General features: G+C 41.1%; 14 protein-coding genes. All 14 read left to right on the top strand.

From position 1 onward, the window contains the following. Nucleotides 1-198 precede the first annotated feature (198 nt). The 14 genes from GD630_RS15580 (at nt 199) to GD630_RS15515 (ending at nt 20657) form a co-directional block, all read left to right on the top strand. Nucleotides 199-3381: a SusC/RagA family TonB-linked outer membrane protein gene (locus tag GD630_RS15580; RefSeq protein WP_143868111.1), complete on the top strand. Its 3183-nt coding sequence runs from the start codon at nt 199-201 to the stop codon at nt 3379-3381. 12 nt (nt 3382-3393) lie between these two features. Further along, on the top strand, nt 3394-4914 hold the full coding sequence (locus GD630_RS15575) for a RagB/SusD family nutrient uptake outer membrane protein (RefSeq protein ID WP_143868113.1): 1521 nt from the start codon (nt 3394-3396) through the stop codon (nt 4912-4914). 20 nt (nt 4915-4934) lie between these two features. Then, nucleotides 4935-6623, top strand: a complete 1689-nt coding sequence (locus GD630_RS15570; protein ID WP_143868115.1) for an IPT/TIG domain-containing protein — start codon at nt 4935-4937, stop codon at nt 6621-6623. A 6-nt stretch (nt 6624-6629) separates the two neighbouring features. Continuing rightward, on the top strand, nt 6630-8894 hold the full coding sequence (locus GD630_RS15565; protein ID WP_143868117.1) for a chondroitinase-B domain-containing protein: 2265 nt from the start codon (nt 6630-6632) through the stop codon (nt 8892-8894). A 44-nt stretch (nt 8895-8938) separates the two neighbouring features. Continuing rightward, nucleotides 8939-11146, top strand: a complete 2208-nt coding sequence (locus GD630_RS15560) for a heparinase II/III domain-containing protein (protein WP_143868119.1) — start codon at nt 8939-8941, stop codon at nt 11144-11146. Nucleotides 11147-11169: 23 nt separating this feature from the next. After that, complete coding sequence (locus GD630_RS15555) at nt 11170-11514, top strand: cupin domain-containing protein (RefSeq protein WP_022274948.1); 345 nt, start codon at nt 11170-11172, stop codon at nt 11512-11514. 4 nt (nt 11515-11518) lie between these two features. Beyond that, nucleotides 11519-12985, top strand: coding sequence for an MFS transporter (locus GD630_RS15550; RefSeq protein ID WP_143868121.1), 1467 nt, complete (start codon nt 11519-11521; stop codon nt 12983-12985). Nucleotides 12986-13009: 24 nt separating this feature from the next. Then, complete coding sequence (locus GD630_RS15545; protein WP_143868123.1) at nt 13010-13762, top strand: SDR family NAD(P)-dependent oxidoreductase; 753 nt, start codon at nt 13010-13012, stop codon at nt 13760-13762. Between the two features lie 83 nt (nt 13763-13845). Further along, complete coding sequence (locus GD630_RS15540) at nt 13846-15048, top strand: alginate lyase family protein (protein WP_143868124.1); 1203 nt, start codon at nt 13846-13848, stop codon at nt 15046-15048. A 44-nt stretch (nt 15049-15092) separates the two neighbouring features. After that, on the top strand, nt 15093-16082 hold the full coding sequence (locus GD630_RS15535) for an alpha/beta hydrolase (protein WP_143868125.1): 990 nt from the start codon (nt 15093-15095) through the stop codon (nt 16080-16082). Nucleotides 16083-16088: 6 nt separating this feature from the next. Beyond that, nucleotides 16089-16976: a hypothetical protein gene (locus GD630_RS15530; protein ID WP_143868126.1), complete on the top strand. Its 888-nt coding sequence runs from the start codon at nt 16089-16091 to the stop codon at nt 16974-16976. Nucleotides 16977-17266: 290 nt separating this feature from the next. Beyond that, nucleotides 17267-17800, top strand: a complete 534-nt coding sequence (locus tag GD630_RS15525) for an RNA polymerase sigma factor (protein ID WP_182505635.1) — start codon at nt 17267-17269, stop codon at nt 17798-17800. A 38-nt stretch (nt 17801-17838) separates the two neighbouring features. Beyond that, on the top strand, nt 17839-18897 hold the full coding sequence (locus tag GD630_RS15520) for a FecR family protein (protein ID WP_143868129.1): 1059 nt from the start codon (nt 17839-17841) through the stop codon (nt 18895-18897). Between the two features lie 536 nt (nt 18898-19433). Next, entirely contained in the window at nt 19434-20657 is a 1224-nt protein-coding gene (locus tag GD630_RS15515) for a site-specific integrase (RefSeq protein ID WP_117507176.1), read from the top strand. Nucleotides 20658-20669 lie beyond the last annotated feature (12 nt).

Raw genomic sequence — 20669 nt, 5'->3', positions numbered from 1 at the left:
GTAAAAGTACGAATATTATATTTCAAAGTAAAGCTTTACAGTAAAAATATTCTTTTTCTTCTTTATAAAGATGTACGCGTAATATTCTATTTATAAGCTGATTATATGATATTGTTAATAAATAATAATTGGTAAACCAAAATTTTGGTTTACCAATTTTAATCACTACGTTTGTCATAGAAATTAAAACACTAATCTATGAACAACTCCTGTATTGTAAAAAAGGTCGTATTGATGTTCCTGTTGTTGGTAGGGACATTGAACATTTATTCCCAGCATGTAGTTACTGGTAGAGTGATAGATGAACAGGGCCCGTTGATTGGAGCTTCGGTTACAGTTAAAGATGCTGCTGTTCCTACGGGAACCGTGACGGATGCTGAAGGTAAGTACTCCATTAAAGTTCCTAATTCCAAGACAATTTTAGTCTATTCGTATATCGGATACGTTGATAAGGCGGAGGTAATAGGTAAACGTACAGTGGTGAATGTGACGTTGGAAGAAGATTCGAAAATGTTGGATGATGTCGTGGTAATCGGTTACGGTACGCAGGCAAAGTCCCATTTAACAGGTTCGATTTCAAAGTTAGAAGGTGAGAAACTGATTAATGCTCCGGTGAGTGATATGACATCTGCTTTGCAAGGTGCAATGACAGGTCTGACGGTTTCCAATGAGACATCGGAGGTGGGAGTAACTCCTTCTATCCGAGTACGTGGCACAGGATCTATTTCGGCAGATAGTGAGCCATTGGTTATCATAGATGGCTTTCCTGTATCCGGTGGTTTATCATCCATTAATGCTGCGGATGTAAAATCAATTGAAATTTTAAAAGATGCCGCTTCGGCTGCTATTTATGGGTCACGTGCCGCTAATGGCGTAATTATGGTGACTACTAAAAGTGGTACGCCGGACAAACCGAAATATTCTTTCAAATTTTATCAAGGATTTAAGTATGCATATCAGTTGCATGATATGATGACTTCTTCCGAATGGTTGGATTTATTGGAAGAAGAAGCTGCTTTAGGTGGTCCGAAAGTTCCGAGCGCTGCACGTGGAGCCGCTTATTTGGAGAGCCAGATGGGAACTACCGATTGGCAGAAAGAAGGTTTACGTGATATGGCAGGTATCACTAATGTACAGATGAGTGTTTCCGGTGGACGTAAGGAGACGAAGTATTTTATTTCGGCAGCTTATACCAAAGATCAAGGGGTAATGCTGAACAATTCATTGGATAAATTGAATTTCCGTACCAAAGTGGATACCAAACTTTCAAAGATAGCCACAGTAGGTGTTAATATCTCCGGTACATATAGTAAGACGGAACGTCCGAAGAATAATTTTATTGATTTTTACCGTACTCCTTCTTTTTTACCGGTCTATCACAATGCATATAGTACTGAATTAACCGGTTATGAAGGATTTGCAAGAGGTAGCCATTTTAACAATATCATGACACCGACTGCTGTAGATGCAGATGGGAATCCGTTGTTGGATGCCGATGGTAACCGGGTGTTGGAGAAATCGTCTCCGTTTAGCTCTGCCAATAATAATCCGAAAAGTGTAATGACTAATACTTTCCGTTGGAGCGAGACTATGCAAGGATTGGCTAGTATGTACCTTACGCTTGACCTTTGTAAGGGATTACAGTTTAAAACCTCCAATGGATTAAATGTTCGCTTTGCTCCTTCTTACTATTATGGTAATAAAGATGCTACAAAAGATAAAGAAGCAAGTCGTGCTACATATTCCAGTGCGCTTTATATCGATTTGTTGAGTGAGAATATTTTGAGCTATCATTTGGATTTTGGAAAGAATAAAGTTCACACTATTGACGCTTTGTTAGGATATACTGTAGAAAAGACACGGAATCAACGTGTAGCTATGGCTGCGACAGGATTTGCAACTGATGATATTCAGACGTTGAATGCTGCTACCGTTTACGAACTGGCGAGCGAAGGTAATGGCAATACGGCTGGTACAGGAACTTTCCGGTATCCGGATGTCGTATTGGAATCTTATCTGGGACGTATTAATTATAGCTATTTGGGATGCTATCTGTTGTCTACTTCTTTGCGACTGGATCGTTCATCGCTCTTTTCCAAAGGCAATCGTAATGCTTGGTTTCCTTCCGTATCACTTGGCTGGCGTGTGAATGAAGAGAAATTTATGAAGAATATCAAAGCTATCTCTAACTTGAAACTTCGTGCATCGTATGGTGTGACAGGAAATAATCGTATCAGCTATAATGCAGCTCTTGAGGTATTGAACAGTGCAAATTATGTGACGGGTAAAGGTACAGGCGCTTTGGTTAATGGCTCTGCAAACATCTCTTCCTCATTAGCTAATTCTAATATCACGTGGGAACAGACTGACGAGTTTAACTATGGCTTGGATTTGGGACTTTTCAACAACCGAATTAATCTGGCAATAGATGCCTACTATTCGGTGACACGTGCACTATTATTTGAACAACCTACACAGTCGTTTACCGGTTATACTCATTATTGGAATAATATAGGAAAAGTTCGGAACTCAGGCTTGGAGATTCAACTTGATACACATAATATGAAAAGCCGTAAGTTTTCATGGGATACTAATATAAATTTTTCATTGTCACGTAATAAACTGTTAGAGTTAGGTGGCGAACAGCAAATGATTTCTTTGGGAGAAAGAAATGAAGGCTATCTTGCTAAGGTAGGTGAACCGTTGATTCAATTTTATGGATATAAGACGTGTGGGGTATGGAATAGCGCGGAAGAAATTGCTGCTAATCCTCATTTCTCAGATGATGCACCGGGAGGAATACGTATCGTAGATACTAATAATGATGGTTCTTTGACTCCTGAAGACCGTGTTGCATTGGGAACTCCTTACCCTGATTTCACATGGGGTATTACTAATACTTTCCAAATCAAAGATTTCGACATCTCATTCCTGATTCAGGGTGTACAGGGAATTACAGTACTTAATGGAGATGTTTACTATAATGAAACAAAAAAATGGAATAAGAAGTATACAAAGAACCGTTGGGTGAGTGCAGAACATCCGGGTGACGGAAAAACTCCTTATCAGAATGTGAAAACGGGACATGACCTCATGCTTACCGATTATCCTTTGCAAAACGCTTCGTATGCTTGTTTACGTAACTTTACGGTAGGATATACTTTACCGGCAACGGCTGCCCGTAAGATTAAATTGTCCGGTGTACGTTTTTATGTGTCGGGTAGTAACCTGTTTTATATTTGGGGAAGCGGTTACAAAGGCATTAATCCGGAGTCACGTATGACATCCGGTGACTATTCCAGTGCTATGATTTCTGGATACCAGCGTGGTGGATTCCCATTGACTTCTACTATTTCTGCCGGTTTTGATATTAATTTTTAATGGAGGAAAACGATGAAAAAAGTAAATTATATAGGATTATTGTTAATCGTTATGCTATTTTCTGCTTGTGATCTGGACCAATATCCTTATTCGGAAGTGGCAGCAGATGAATATGTGAAGGATGCTTCATCAGTGAATAATCTAGTGTTGGGTTGTTATAATTCTCTGCATGATGTGATGTATTACGAGTGGGCTGTGACCGAGTTACGTTCAGATAACGGACGTATGTATGCGGCCGGATCCTCTTCCAATACTACCCGGTTGGTGGAACAGCTTGACCAGGGAACTATTGTACCGGAAAATGAATGGGTAGAAACGTATTGGAATGCCTGCTATGCCACAATTGCTCGGGTAAATAATGTTATCTCTTACCTTGATGTAGTGACAGATGAGACACTACGGAATCAATATGAGGGAGAAGTACTTTTTCTTCGCTCATTGGAATATTTCAATTTAGTTCGTTTGTGGGGACCGGTGTTCATCGTTACTTCTAAGGTTCCTTCTGAAGTGGCTCGTGATATGCAGCGCTCTACAGTAGATGAGGTATATGCACTTATTGAAGAGGATTTGGAAAATATTGTCAATAATGAATTACTTCCCGGCAAGATGGCGGATAGTGACTTGGGACGCGCAGACCTGAATGCAGCGAAAGCATTACTTGCGAAGGTATATGCTACACACTATCGGGTAGGTGATGAGAAGTATGCTCGTGCGGCGCAGTTGTGTAAGGAAGTTCTTGAAAGTGAATCTGTGGGAAATCCGCAATCGGGTAGCAATCTTGTTGCTTATGATAAAATTTTTGATATTAGTAATGAGATGAATAAAGAAATCATCTTTGCGGTTCGTTATCTTTCCGGTAATGTAGGTCTTGGTTCGCCATTCGGCAATATGTTTGCTCCGGTCAATAATGGCGCGAATGTGATTATCGGTACTTCTTCCGGTTATAATACTCCCACTGATAATATTATTGCGGCTTACGAGCTAAGAGGAGAGGGAGCTGATAAACGTCTGGATGTGAATGTCGCTCAGAAATATTTTAATACAACTACTCAAACGTGGGTGACAGAAGGTAATTGTCGTTATTGTAAGAAATATGTTAACCCTGTGTCTACGCAATATGATGGTGAGAGTGATTGGCCTGTGATTCGTGTTGCCGACATTGCTTTGCTTTATGCAGAACTGACTAATGAGATCTCAGGACCCTCGGCTGATAATCTGAAATATCTGAACATGGTTTGTGAACGTGCTGGTGTTTCTACCTATACATTAGCTGATTTGCCAAGCCTTTACGATTTTAGAGAGGCTGTACGTAATGAACGTAGGCTGGAGTTAGCTTTTGAAAATCAGCGCTGGTTTGATCTTCTTCGTTGGGGCATTGCTACTCAGACGGTAAATAATTATTTGAACAGCGAGCTTCTTTATACGGAATATTCTTATACGGTGAATGATATAGAAGATTGGCAAACATTTTTGCCTATTCCGGTGAGTGTGATTGACATTAATCCTGAGATAGCGCAGAATACGGGTTATTAATCTTTTAAATGCTTACAAATATGAAACAATATAGAAAATGGACTTTGGCAGCATTATTTGCCTGTTTATTCTTTTTGTGTGGTTGTGATTCTACGTCGATGAAAGATGTGGCGATTAGTTCACCGGAGGTTCTTTCTTTCTCGCCTGAGAGTGGAAGTATAGGTAGTGAAGTGATTGTTACCGGAGAATATTTGGATGATGTGGTAAGTGCTACTATTGGTGGTGGAAAAGTTACTATTTTGCAGAAAGTATCCAATCAGCGTTTATCTCTAAAGGTAACGGATCAGGCACGAAGTGGTAAAATTGTATTGACCAACTCAATCGGTGAGGGTGTATCAGAAGCAGAGTTTACTCTCGAATATCCGGCACCTGTTGTTTCGCAGACCGGAGTACCTTCGGAAGTTGAAATGGGGAATAATTTGTTGCTTTCTGGTAGTCACATGAACGTGGTAAGTGCCGTTCTCTTTACTGCTGCTGAAGGAGGAACGGCTGGAAATGAGGCTGAGATCGTCTCACAAAATGAGAATGAGATAGTAGTGAAGGTTCCTTATGTGGAGAGTGACAGGGCTATGGTGACATTCAAATACTTTAATGGTACGGAGAATGTGGAGACATCAAGTTTTTCTGCACCGCAGTTGACAGTGAAACGTTATGAACCGAAGGTTACAACTAATGTATTTGAACCGGCTAATGTAGGAGATGTGGTAGTATTGGAGGGAACTTATCTTAATAAGATTGATAAAGTGCTGTTAGGTGATATTGAGTGTACCATTCCGTTGCAGACTGAAACTGTATTGAATTTTGTGGTACCTTCGTCGGAGAACTATGAAGATGGGGATAATACGAAGGCACTGAAAATTTCTTATTTTGACGGACGTGAAGTGCGTACCTTGACGGATGCATTCGTGGTGAAAGTGCCTTTCGTCTATTTCTGGGAGAATAATAAAGTATATGGTCAGGGACGTATTGAGGGACAGCTATCTTCTTTCTTCTCTCCAAAAACGGGATTGGTCTATGCAAATAGTGATTGGAGTACTGTAGTAGATCCAGTTTCTATGAAATATAAAGCTGCTACTTGTTCTGCTAATAATAAACCGGCGGTTTCAGAGAGCGAATATAATTCAGTAAACCCCTATTTTTTCTTCTCAGGAGCTTCTGCAGGGCAATTACAGATTAATAGTCCGGCAAACTCAAAAACACAATTGAAAAACTTCTATTCTACAACAAATTCCAGTTCGCAAGTGACAGGAGGAAAAATAGATTGTTATGGTACACCAGCATTGACTTTCTTATGGCTTGACCCATCTAAATCAGGCTATAAAACTCTGATTGATGAAGTGAAGAATGGTACATTATCAAAGATTGATGAGACTACTTTCCCTATAGATGTGGAAGCTAAAACTTGTCGTGGTTTTAGTATTGCAAGTGCGAAGGCCTCGCCTAATACAGATGTTTGGGCACCGGATATATTTAAGGTAGGTGAAGAAAAGATTGCCAATGTAGATGCTGTTTTGCTTGTATTCTATTATAATGTAAAAGGCTCGGTCGATAATGTTGCTGATAATATAAAACGTATCGGGGTTTTACACATAAAAACAGTTGACTTTAAGTTGTATAATAACACGAATGCACCTTCGTCCAGTTCGATTGAATTTGATATGTACTGGCAGAAACATGATTATGATTACTCAAAAGTTCCAGTTCAATAATTTAAAATGATGATACGAGATATACATAAGGCGATTATAGCTTCCCTGTTCATTGGGTTACCGTTACTCTCTTTTGCAAAAAGATATGACGTAACACTTCCTGAAGTAGCTTCCTGCTTAAAAACTGCACAGCCGGGTGATCAAATTTATATTAAAGATGGTCAGTATAAAGATATGCAGTTGAAGTGGATGGGTAAAGGGACTGAAAAGTCTCCTATTTCCATAAAAGCTTTGAATCCGGGAAAGGTAAAGATAGAAGGTGGGTCTAATCTACGAATAGCGGGAGAATGGATATCTGTCGACGGATTATATTTCACAGATGGATATGCTCCTAAAGGTTCTGTAATAGAGTTTCGTAATGGACAAGAGTTGGCTAATCACTGTCGTCTGACGAATTGTGTGATAGATAAATTTAATCCATCCCGTCGGGATCAGGCTTATAGCTATATATTGCTTTATGGTCGTCATAATAGAGTAGATCATTGTTCATTGACAGGAAAATTAAATTTGGGGGTGACATTAATTGTCATCCTCAACGACAAACGTTGCCTGGAGAATTATCATTTGATTGATCACAACTACTTTGGAGAAAGGCCGGTATATGGTTCGAATGGAGCTGAAACAATGCGTGTGGGAACCTCTCAGCAGGCTTATAGCTCCTCAAACACAATCATTGAAAATAATCTGTTCGAACGTTGTTCCGGAGAAGTGGAAGTAATTTCTATCAAATCCAGTGATAACATCATCCGAAACAATACTTTGTTGGAATGTGAAGGAGTAGTTGCTTTGCGCCATGGCGATCGTAATACGGTGAATAACAATCTGTTTATCGGCAACGGACGTCGTAATACAGGCGGTATCCGTGTAGTTAATGCCGGACATCGGATTTATGATAATCTATTAGTCGGTTTGGCGGGTACCCGTTTCTTCTCGGCTTTAGGAGTTATGGATGCAGTACCCAATTCGTTGCCAAACAGATATTGTCAGGTTGTTGATGTCGAAATGTTCCGCAATACATTTGTTGATTGCACAAATATAGAATTTGGTACAGGCAAAGATATGGAACGTACCCTTGCACCGGAAAAGGTTGCTTTTACGGACAATATTATTATCAATAAGAAATTGGCTCAGCCTTATATAGCTGTTGACGATGTATCGGGTATCCGGTTTAAAGGTAATAAGGTACAACTGAGCAAGAACTATTCGGCGCCGGGATTCATTACGGAAAAAGTGAAAGTTCCTCAGTTGCCTGATAATACTGTGATACGTAAGGATAAAGGTGCTTCGTGGTTTACAAATCAAGTGGCACAGTCCACAACTAATGTTCATAAAGAATGCAATGTATCTCCGGGTACGAATCTGTCCGAAATCGTTCATTCGTTAGAACCGGGCAGTATCATTATTCTGTCAAAAGGTACGTATCCTATTCAACGTTCTATACTCATCGATAAGCCGTTGACAATTCGTGCCGCTGATCCGGGTAATAAACCGCTCATTCGTTTTAATGGAGACAAACCGGATAATATGGTGACAATAGCTGATGGTGGAGAACTGAAAATTGAAAATATTGCTTTCGATGGCGTATTAGAACCGGGAAAAGCATTGGCTAAAGCGGGAATATCTACAGCTTTTGATATGATTCAGCCTTATACATTGACAGTAGACGGTTGCGAGTTTCAAAACTTTGGAGAAGGCGGATTCTTTGCAATCAAAGGAACAAAGGCTACTTTTGCCAAAAGTGTTACTATTAGAAACTGTTTCTTCCGTGATCTTTCAGGAGATGCCATCAATTATGCAGCAGAGAAAGATGATATAGGTCGTTATAATGCTGATGATATGCTGATTGAAAACTGTTCTTTCTACCGTTTGCTAGGTTTGCCTATCAATATTTATCGCGGTGGAAGTGACGAAAGTACGGCAGGGCCTTATGTTACTATCAGACATTGTACTTTCGTAGACTGCTGTAACAAAGAGCGTGGGAGTGTCATGCGCTTGATTGGTCCGCAAGTATTGACCGTAGAAAACTGTAATTTTGATAATAGTGGACGTGGCGGAGCAACGATCCGTTTGGATGAGGCCACTTGGGAAAAGGTACGCATTGCGAACTGTAATTTGTGGAACTCCGGTAGAATGGTAACTACCACTGCTCAGGCTATACAAGGGAAGATGTACAATATCCGTCCTGCTTATACTAATGCTGAAGCATACGATTATGTACCTGTACGGGGGAGTGAATTGGAGAAACTTTCTATTGGTTTGCGGAAGAACTGAATAGCTGTGCGTAATATGAGTATCGAAAAAAAAAATGAGGTAAGATGAGAAAATTTGTTAGTTGTATATTTATGGTTTTAGGAGGGTGTCTTCTTTCATTTGCCCAACATCCGTCTCTTCTTTTCACGCAGGAGGAAGTGAGCGAGATTAGGGCAGGAAAGGGGATGGTGCCCGAGTTCGACAAATCGCTCTCGGAGGTATTGAGTGCGGCTGATGCAGCAGTAAACTCTTCTATATCCGTTCCGGTTCCTATAGATGGTGGCGGTGGTGCGGTACACGAACAGCATAAGTCCAATTATTATGTTATGTTTCATTGTGGAGTTGCCTATCAACTGACCGGTGATAAGAAATATGCTACCTATGTGGCCAATATGCTGCAAGCCTATGCGAAGTTATATCCCACTTTGGGCTTTCATCCTTTACAGCTTTCTCCTGTTCCGGGACGTTTGTTTTGGCAGACTTTGAATGAAAGCGTATGGTTAGTACATACAGCAGTGGCTTACGATTGTATTTATAATACACTTTCATCCAAACAGCGTGCCACTATCGAGGAGAATTTATTTGTTCCGATGGCAGACTTCATTATGGATGGAATGGGAGATAACCATGCCAATAAAAAGACCTTTAATAAGATGCATAACCATGCGACATGGGCTACGGCTGCTGTCGGTATGATCGGCTTTGCCATGAATCGCGAAGATTATGTAAAGAAGGCACTTTATGGCTCTGATGAAACAGGTAAGCGTGGTGGCTTTATCCGCCAAATGGATTATCTGTTCTCTCCCGACGGTTACTTCACAGAGGGCGCTTATTATCAACGTTATGCCATTTGGCCTTTCGTTATCTTTGCTCAATGTATTGATAACAAATTACCGGAACTGAAAATTTTTGACTATCGGGACCATATTCTTTCAAAAGCACTTTCCACATTGATACAGCTTTCCTATGAGGGAGAATTTTTCCATATCAATGATGCACTACTGAAAGGACTTTCCGCACAGGAACTGGTATATGCGGTAGATATATTGTATAATATGAATCCTTCGGATAAATCACTGTTATCCGTTGCTGATAAGTATCAGCATACTTATCTTCCTATTATCGGCGGTTTCAAGGTAGCTCGTGATATAGCCCGTGGAGAAGCAGCCCCGATTGTTTACCGTAGCAGTCTATTTCGTGACGGGCGCAAAGGAGATGAGGGTGGTATAGGTGTAATTCGTTCTACAGCTTCCGGCTTAAATAGTGCTTTGACGCTGAAGGCTACTTCACACGGTTTGAGCCATGGACATTTTGATAAACTGACAATGGCTTATTACGATAATGGAAACGAGATTCTTACTGATTACGGTGCCTCCCGTTTTCTGAATATTGAGGCCAAGTACAAAGGACATTATACGCGTGAAAACCAATCGTTTGCTAAGCAGACAATCGCACACAACACCTTGGTGGTCGATGAAACATCCAACTTTGGCGGAGATATAAAAGTATCTTCCCGTTATCATTCGGACATTATTTATCATGATTTCAACGGAGGACATTTTCAGGTAGTGGTAGCAAAAGATGCTAATGCTTATTCTGGCGTGGAGATGAAGCGTACATTGGCTTACGTGACTACTCCTTTCCTGCAATTTCCCTTAATTTTAGATGTACTGCAAGCAAATGCGGACAGAGAACATCAATACGACTATCCTTTATGGTATAACGGGCACTTCGTCTCTCTGAACTTCCCTTATACTAAAGCCGGTAATGAATTAAGAACTCTTGGAACGAAGAACGGTTATCAACATCTTTGGCTGGAAGCCTGGGGACAGAATGAGAGTAAGAATACATCTTGTTTTACCTTTGTTAATAAGAACCGTTTTTATACTGTCAGTACAGCGACAACTCCGCAGACCGAAATAAAAATGCTCCGTTTGGGAGCCAATGATCCAGACTTTAATCTGAGGAATGAAACAGCTTTTCTGATAAGGGAAAAAGCACGTAAGAACCACACATTCGCTACTTCTATCGAAACGCATGGAGATTATGATGTGGTGATGGAAACTTCCAACAATCTGGTTTCTTCTTGCGAAGAAGTGAAAGTACTGATGGATACGGCTTCCTATACAGTTGTAAAAGCCATATATAAAGGTGGGCATTTTGTACTGCTTTGTCTTAGCAATACGGATAATAGTAAAGAGAAAAAACATAATCTGACCATCGATGGACTTGATTATACATGGAATGGTTGTTGCGGAGTATTTATAAGATAAACAAACCATTAATAGACAAAAGTATGAAAACATGTAGTGAAACTTTTCAGTTTGAGAAAGATTTGAAGTGGGAAAATCCTGCTCCGGGTGTTAATCGTCAGATAATGGCCTATGACGGGCAACTGATGATGGTCAAAGTAAAATTTGATCAAGGTGCGATAGGAAGTATGCACGAGCATTATCACAGTCAGGCGACTTACGTAGTAAGCGGTAAGTTTGAACTAACTATCGGTGACAAGAAAGAAATTCTTTCTGCAGGAGATGGTTATTATGTAGCTCCTGATGAGTTACATGGATGTGTTTGCCTCGAAGCTGGTATTTTGATTGATACATTCAGTCCTGTGCGTGCAGACTTTTTAAATCTCTGAGCGTATGAAAGTGAAAGGACTCCGATGGATGGTTATCGGATTAATCATGTTGATAACCATTATCAATTACCTGGATAGAGGCACGCTCAACTATATGTGGGTGGCTAATATTGATTATCGCTTGGTTTCTCAAACGGATGCATTGGCAGATAAAGGCAATCATGCTGTTTTGGCAGGAGAGCAATATATCTTGACGGCTGCAAACGGAAATCGTGACTCGGTCAGTGTAGCCAACGTACAGATGAAGGAGAAAAATGGAGTTACGTTTGTGACCAATCGCGAAGGTATCGCTATCGATCTCGGCTTAATAGATCGTAATGATCCCGACGCTTCACAACAAGCGAAAGATATTCTCGGTCTGATTACTATTTTCTTTATGATAGCATACGGTATCAGCCAGCTTGTTTCCGGGAAACTGTACGATAAGATTGGATGCCGGAAAGGTTTTTTCTGGAGTGTGTTGATATGGGGTACGGCAGATGCCTTGGCTTCTCTTTCCAGGGGGATCTTCTCGCTGACTTTTTTCCGGATGATGCTCGGATTGGGTGAAGCAGGTCCGTGGCCTGGTACGACAAAAAGTAATGCTGAGTGGTTCCCACAGAAAGAACGTGCTTTTGCACAGGGATTGTTTGGAGCGGCAGCTTCCATAGGTTCTATTCTGGCACCGATTATTATCCTGATGCTGTTCATTGCCTTTGGATGGAAGCTGACATTTGTTGTAGTCGGTGGATTAGGGCTGATTTGGTTGGTCCCTTGGCTGATTATCAATAAAGAAGGACCGAAGAAGCATCCTTGGATTACGGAGGAAGAACGGACTTATATCTTGAGTGGTCAGCCTGAAAAGGAGTTGAAAACCGAAGAAAAAGGAAAGAGTTGGGGAGAACTGCTTCGGGTGAGAAAGAACTGGTCTGTTATTCTGGGACGATTCTTCCTTGACCCAATTTGGTGGATGTTTGTGACGTTCTTACCGCTTTATCTGGCAGATGTATTTCATCTGAATATTAAAGAAGTGGCATTTTCTGCTTGGGTACCTTATGTGGGTGCGGCATTGGGAAGTATTGCCGGTGGTTGGTATTCCGGTTGGTTGATAAACCGGGGACATACAGTGAATTATGCCCGTAAAGCGGCTATGTTGCTTGGCGGGTTTATCATAATTCCGTCTATTTTGGCGGCAATCATGTCTACTACGGCTCCTGTTGCTATCATCTTTATGGCTTTGGTATTAGGAGGTTTTCAGTTCTTCATGACGAATTTACAGACTATACCGAGCGATTTACATAGTGGTAAGTCTGTGGGCTCTTTGGCGGGACTAGGGGGTGCTTCGGCAGTATTAGGAACTATTCTGGCAATACTTTTTGCCAGTTATATTACGAATTGGATATTATTATTCAGCTTGTTGGGAGCTTTGGTGCCGCTGTCGTTGTGCTCCATTTTCCTAACAGTAGGAGAGATTAAACAAATAGAAAAATAAACGTATTTTAAAAACAAGACGATTATGAAATTAGAAGGTAAAGTCGCTATCGTGACAGGTGGTGCACGCGATCTTGGTCGCGCAATATCAGTGAAATTGGCAGCAGAAGGTGCTAAAGTTTGTTTGAATTATTTCGACAATGAAGCCGATGCACAGGAAACACTGGCGTTGATTAAGAATGTTGGTGGTGAAGCTATCGCAGTTCAGGGTGATATGACAAAAGCTGCAGCGGTAAAGAATCTTTTCGCAGAGTGTAATAAGGCTTTTGGTGACAAGGTAGATGTATTGGTAAATGTCGTAGGTGGAATTGTAGGCCGTAAAAAGATTACTGAGCAAGATGAAGCTTGGTATGATTTCCTGATGGATGTCAATATGCGTTCCGTATTCCTCTGTACTCGTGAAGTAGTTCCAATGATGTCGGCAGGTGGTTCCATCATTAACTTTTCTTCATTGGCTGCACGCGATGGTGGAGGTAACGGAGCTTCCATGTATGCAACAGCGAAGGGGGCGGTGATGACATTTACTCGTTCTATGGCAAAGGAACTTGGTCCACAAGGTATCCGTTGTAATGCGGTTTGCCCGGGTACGATTGCTACTTCTTTCCACGATCGTTTCAATACACCGGAGAATCGCGAACGTATGAAAGCTTCTTACGCATTGCGTCGTGAAGGAACTGCTGAAGAAGTTGCAGACTTGATTTGCTTCCTTGCTTGTTCTGAGTCTTCTTACCTGACAGGTACGAACATTGATATTAACGGTGGTTGTTTCTTCTCTTAAAGAAGAATGACTGATTCAAAAATTAATGGCAGTCGGGTGGCAATTAACTGCCCGACTACTTACCTACTTTAAAGATAATAGTTATGAGACGAATCTTTGCCATGTGGGCTGTATGCCTCTGTTGGGGAATACTGAATGCTGCTCCGTTGGGGCCGTTTAATGCGACATTACTTGAACAGCTAAAGAATGACTATCAGAAAGGCGACAAGGATGTTGTCCGGTACATCGAATTTCAGGAAAAGGTAGCGGAGAAATATATAAAGATGACTCCTTTATCGGTGACCGCCAAAAAGAAATTGCCTCCTAGCAAAGATCCACGGGATTATATGACCTTATCTCCCTATTGGTGGCCTGACTCTACAAAAACGGATGGACTTCCCTATATCCGAAAAGATGGGGAACGTAATCCCGAAGTTTATGAATATCCTGAACGTGAGAATGCCAATCGCTTCGGTGATGCCGCTTACTGTCTGGGAGTGCTCTATTATATAACAGGAAAAGAAGTCTACGCCAAAGCATGTGCTGTTCATTTAAAGATATGGTTCACAGACCCGAAACTGGGTATGAATCCCAATATGACTTATGCACAATCCGTGCCGGGTATGAAAAATATGCGGGGTTCAGGCTTTATCGACTCTCGTCGTTTTAGCCGTGCATTGGGTGTTGCCCGATTGATAGAGGGCTCTAAAAGTTGGACACTCTCAGATAAGAAAAAGCTTGATGACTGGGCCACCGCTTTTTGTTATTGGATGGAGAACAGTACGCAAGGGCAAAGAGAATCTCATGCAGCCAATAATCATGGCTTGTGGTACGAAGCTATTCATCTGATGGTATTGGCCTACTTAGACCGTACCGACCGTATTCGTGAGGTGGCTGAACAAAGTATTCTTCCCAAGATGGGTACACAGATTGCTGATGATGGCTCATTACCCCAAGAGTTGAAACGTACTCTCTCTTTACATTATTCAACTTTCGCTTTGGAAGCTTTGATGGAAGCTAATCAAATCACCAGTCAAATTGGTATTAATTTATGGAGTACGCCTGCTCCCAATGGAAAAGTGGCTTCACAGGCAGTGGATTATCTATATCCCTACTATCTGAATCCTGAAAGTTGGAAATTCAAACAAATTAAACCTTTCGACCAGTCTCGTGCAGCTATTCTTCTTTATGAAGCAGGAACAGCATTGGGCAATCAAAAGTATATTGATACGGCAAAGCGTATTGGCTTGAAATACAGTACATCTGATGTGGAAACGATACCGTATCTGATTTTGAAGAAGAAATAGAGTTAGAAGACATAATTTATCCTCACCTAATATTAAGTGATAACATGAAATTGAAATTGTTTTTTTATTTGTGTATGCTGCCGTTTCTTTGTCTTGCTCAGGAAACTCAACCACAACAGTTTTCCAATCGTTATGGTATGAAGATGAAGCAGAACGAAGATGGCTCTTATTCGTTGCTATATGCAAAGAAATATGCGAAACTTATTGATGTGAATACAATTCCTGATGTAATGACTCCTTATACTTACCAGGCAAACCGCTTGAAAAGCAAGGATTATAAAGGAGTAATTACAAAAGACATTGTTTACAAAAAGTATGAAGATTATGAGCTGATACTGACAGTTGATTTTGCAGAAACTGATAACCCTGCTCCTTTTGTAGTTTATCTCCACGGTGGTGGATGGGCACGGGGCAATAACGGTTCGTCTAGATCTTTATCCCAATATTTAGCAAAACAAAAGGGGATCACTGGTGTACGTGTATCTTATACATTGGCTCCGCAATCTGATGCAACCGTGAAAGTTTCTATCCAAGATGTTTGGGATGCTGTGAAATATATACGGGAACATGCTGCAGAGCTGAATATCAATCCTGAATGCTTTGGCTTTCTGGGAACTTCCGCCGGTGCTCATTTGGCTGCGGTAGCTGCAATGACTGTACCCGGAACGAAGGCCTTCGTTGGTTACTCCGGTATTTATGATTTGGAAAAGGCGGCTATCATTCAAAAGACGAAAGACCCTCAGCGTATTGGATATTTCTGTGGCAGGGATCCTAAAGTACTTCGGGAAGTATCTCCTGTCAACCTGATTCCCAAAAAGAATGTACCTGCTTCCATGTTGGTATGTGGTACATGTGATGTTACGGTAGAATGTGAGCAGAGCGAGATATTTGCATCGGCTTTAAAGAAAAGAGGGGGAGTCTGTGAACTGTTGAGATATGAATATTATGACCATAATGTCAGTTCAAAGACTTCTGATAAAATGGAAGAGATTTTCTTCAAATCGGTAGATTTCCTGACTGACCATGTTAAATAAGTCCAAATGAGAAAAGGAATCTTATTTTTAGCCCTTTTTGCTTTTATCGCCTGCTCCAACAGTTCATCGGAAGTGATAGACGAGAAAGAACAACCGAAACCTGAACAGCAGGTGGATGGTACATTGATTGCTGACGGCAATAGTATAAAAACATATGACTTGATTAAACGTTCGGGATATAACCATGAAGCGCCTGATTCTTCACGTGAACATAAGACCGCTCATTTTCAGCATATTCAGCAGGTTTATGATAATCAGTTGAATAAGTATGTATTTGCTTTCTTCATTCATGCTACGATCGATGATGATCGTGGGCTTACAAATATTACTGACCGTCAGCGCAATGAGATAAAGACGGATAACAAATCTCCGGAAAGTCTTATCGGACAAAAGGGAGAGGCTATGGTATTTCGTTGGAAATTCTGTTTGCCGATAGGGTTTCAAACGACGACTAAATTTTCTCATCTTCACCAGTTGAAAGGTATTGATAACTCGTCGGGCACAGCAGATGTCAGTTCTCCTCTTATCACTCTGACTGCCTATTCTAACAGCAAAGGGGGACAACAATTGCGGGTACGTTATGATAAACGTGGTGGAAGCACTACTACCCTTATTAGTACAGACCTTGTTGATTTTCTAGGCAACTGGGTAGAGGTAGAAGAAAAAGCCTGTTTCGGTGAGAACGGTTCTTATGAAGTGATCATCACACGTATCAAAGATGGAAAAGTTCTTTTAAAACTAGGTCCTGAAAAAATGGATATGTGGCGTACGGATTGTACCGGACTTCGTCCCAAATGGGGTATCTACCGTTATTTGGGTGAGAACCGGAGTTGGCAAGATCGGTTGCGTGACGAGGAAATCCGTTTTGCCGATTTCTCTATCAAAAAACTTTAGAGAGGGATTTTAAGAACAATATAAGAAAGGGACAGACTATTGTTTTGTCTATTATGGTGGTTCTCCTGTCTGAAATATATCTTCGGGTATATTTGGGGATAGGAGAACTTTATTTTTGGAGGGATAGTAAGTTAAGGACATTAAGAAATCTCTGACTGTTGGTAATGTTTGTTTATGGTTGATTATGTTTGCTTATAGCAAAAAAATATGTGAAATGTTCTCTAAATAATATATTTAAGTAACTTTGCTCCCATCACGGACTCATGTTGAACTTTAAGTCATTTACTGGAATGGGAAAAAGTGCGGATTGGATAAAGGAAGAGAAGTTTAAATCCTTTTTTACTCAATACTACAAAGAACTCTATTATTTTGCTTGTGGATATGTGCAAGACACATGCATTGTAGAAGATATCGTTAGCGAGTCTTTCGTCAAGTTGTGGGCGAATATGGAGAATATTCAGGAACTTGCGATGAGAAGATACCTGCTGCAAACGGTGAAAAATGCCTGTATTGATTATCTGCGGGTCCAGAAAGATTTTTTTCCGGTGGAAGAATGCCATACGCTGGCTGATTTGGATGAGAATCCATTAGAATATCTTATTTCTCAAGAAGATGAATCCCGCATTACTGCTGCAATAAGTGAACTTCCACAACGTTATCAGGAGACTTTAAAACTTAGAAGTTTCGAAAAACTCAAATATAGCGAGATTGCTCAAAAGATGGATATTTCTGTAAATACAGTAAAATCTAATCTGCGTGAAGCGATTCTTATTTTAAGAAAAAAACTGGGAATCTTACTAATCTTTATTTTTTTTCAGATTTAGAACCACCCTTTTTCTAACTTACATCGTCTTTAATATATATGCAAGAAAATAATAACATAGATAGAATAAATGAACTGGTATCTTCTTTTTTCGAGAAAGGATTATCAGAAGAGGAACGGACTGAACTGAAAAAACTGCTGGAAACTCCAGACAATAAACGTTATTTCAGAGAAGTCTACACAGTTGAATTGGTTGCCCGAAACATGAAACCTGATAATTATCTGGAGTCTGCCTACGATAGAGTCATGGGCACTATTAAGGAACAATCTCACAACCAGCCTGTGCAGAAGAAAAGATATCTGATGATGTGGAAAAATGTAGCAGCGATTGCTCTCCTTATTCTGTCCTGTTGGGCTGCTTATGAATGGGGAAGTCATAATGACAGTCTTGCTGTAGATGGGATTACAATGGTAAATGCTCCTTTAGGCTCTAAATCTGTCTTAAGTCTGCCGGACGGTTCTGTTGTAACATTAAATTCCGGGAGTAGTATTACATACACAAAATCTTTTGGGAACGAGGAGCGAAAGATTGAACTACACGGAGAAGCCTTTTTGGAAGTGCAGAAAGATAAGAAGCCATTTATTGTTTCTGCCAAGGGAACAGAAATAACAGTGTTGGGAACCAGTTTTAATGTGAAAGCCTACGATGATGAGGATATTGTGGAAACGACCTTAGTCAGAGGTTCCGTAAAAGTGAAACCCGATGCAGGGCAGGACATTCCCGAAGTTTATCTAAAACCAAATGAAACTGTTTTGATTTGTAAGAAAAATAAGGAAGATATACAGGTCGAATTCCGAAAGGATGTGAATACTCTTTTATATACATCATGGAAAGATCCTAAGTGGATTATCCAAAAAGAGACAATGGAGAGTATAGTAAAGAAACTTGAACGTAAATATAAAGTACAGATAAGTATCGAAGACGAACTGTTGAAACACTACAAGTTTACAGGAATCCTGATGGACGAAACGATACAACAAACGCTTGACTTAATGAGAGACACTGCACCTATTGACTATGCATGGGAACAGGGAATCATTAAAATCAGAGTGGACAAGAAACGAAGCAAAGACTTTGAAAAGATAATGAACGATTGACCTTAAAATGTTTAACTTTATAAATTAATATGACGCCTATGAGACACATCTGACTAGAAAAAATGTAAGGCCGAAGAAAAGGGCAATTCCTTCGACCTTAATTAAATTGTCCTAATCACTAATTATTAAAAACAATTTATTCACAAAGATATGAAGAACTCGCAAAAAAACGGCAAAATTTGGATAAATAAAGTAAGTGTTTGGTATTGAGGAGAGTTAAGCCAAATTCTTCTATACCTTTCCAAATCGCTAAAATGCAGGATAATGAAAGGTTAAGAGAAAGATTTGCTACTTATCCGTTGCCTTTTTTAGCCCCGGATAATCCGGCAAAATAACGCTTAACCACCTGCGGTTTTACCGTTCACCATGCAAAGAACCCTATATTTTGCCCGTAAAGATAACCGTTTTTTTCCGTTTTTCATGGAAATACAGGTTATGTTACCGGCATCCGGGGTTTTATTCTTTGTTCCGCTATAATTTTCATAACTGTAAATAACTCTATATCAAGTAATTTTGCAACATAAAAAAATAGAGTTATGAAACAGACGGATGTAACGGTTACGTTCTACCTCAAAAAGAGCGAAATGAATGACGAGGGACATTGCCCGGTCATGGCGAAACTTGCCGTCGGCAAATTTTCAGAAGCGGCTTTTAGTGCGAAAATGTCCGTACCCGTTGCACTGTGGGCATCCGGACGTGCCACGGGTAAAAGTAACGCCGCGCGGGAAATCAACCGGCAACTGGACGATTTGCGAGCTTCAGCCATTTCCATTTATGACGAACTGTCAGCCACCCGTGAGAATGTAACGGCTGAAGAAATAAGGAATCTGTTGTTGGGGACGGCTTTCGGGCAGGAAACCCTGTTGGGTTATTTCCGGACGTTCATCGAACATTTCGAAAAACGTGTCGGCGTGAACCGGGAAAAGGGAACAGCACAATCTTACCGCTATGCTTGTAACTGTGTGGCTGCTTTCATCCAGGAGAAATACAAGTTGTCGGATGTTCCTTTCACGGCCCTGAACCGTTCATTCATCGACAACTATGACCTCTACCTACGCACGGAGCGCCGCTTTGCCCTGGGAACTATCGTGTTGCTTGTCACACGGTTGAACACGATTGTCGGGGAAGCCATCGCGGAAGGGATTATCACTGCCGACCCGTTCGCGGGGTATGAAGCCGAACATCCCGAGCGGGAACAGAAATACCTTACCGCCGCAGAGTTACAACGGCTGATGACCACACCCCTGCACGACCCGAAACTCTACCATATCCGCGACCTGTTCCTCTTCTCCTGCTACACGGGTATCCCTTACGGGGACATGTGCCGCCTGACGACGGAGGATCTGGAAGTGGCCGAGGACGGTGAGGTATGGATCAAGACCGCCCGCAAGAAGACGAAAATCGACTATGAAGTGCCGTTGCTCGACATACCGTTGCTCATCCTCGACAAGTACCGGGATATGGCCCCGGAAGGAAAACTGCTGCCGATGTACAGCAACAACGAACTCAACCGGACACTGAAACGTATTGCCGCCATTTGCGGAATTGAACGGAAGCTCGTCTTTCACTGCGGACGCCATACCTACGCCACCGAGATCACGCTTTCGCATGGTGTCCCGCTTGAAACCGTCAGTAAAATGCTGGGGCATAGCCGCATTTCCACGACGCAGATTTACGCCAAAGTGACCGATGACAAGATCGACATGGATACCCGGTCTTTAGAGGAAAAGATTGCCGGCCGCTTCTCCGTAGCTATTTAATCTATCATTGAC

This window comes from Bacteroides zhangwenhongii, assembly GCF_009193325.2.
Lineage (GTDB): Bacteria > Bacteroidota > Bacteroidia > Bacteroidales > Bacteroidaceae > Bacteroides > Bacteroides zhangwenhongii.
This window is presented reverse-complemented; position numbering and strand designations above follow the sequence as displayed.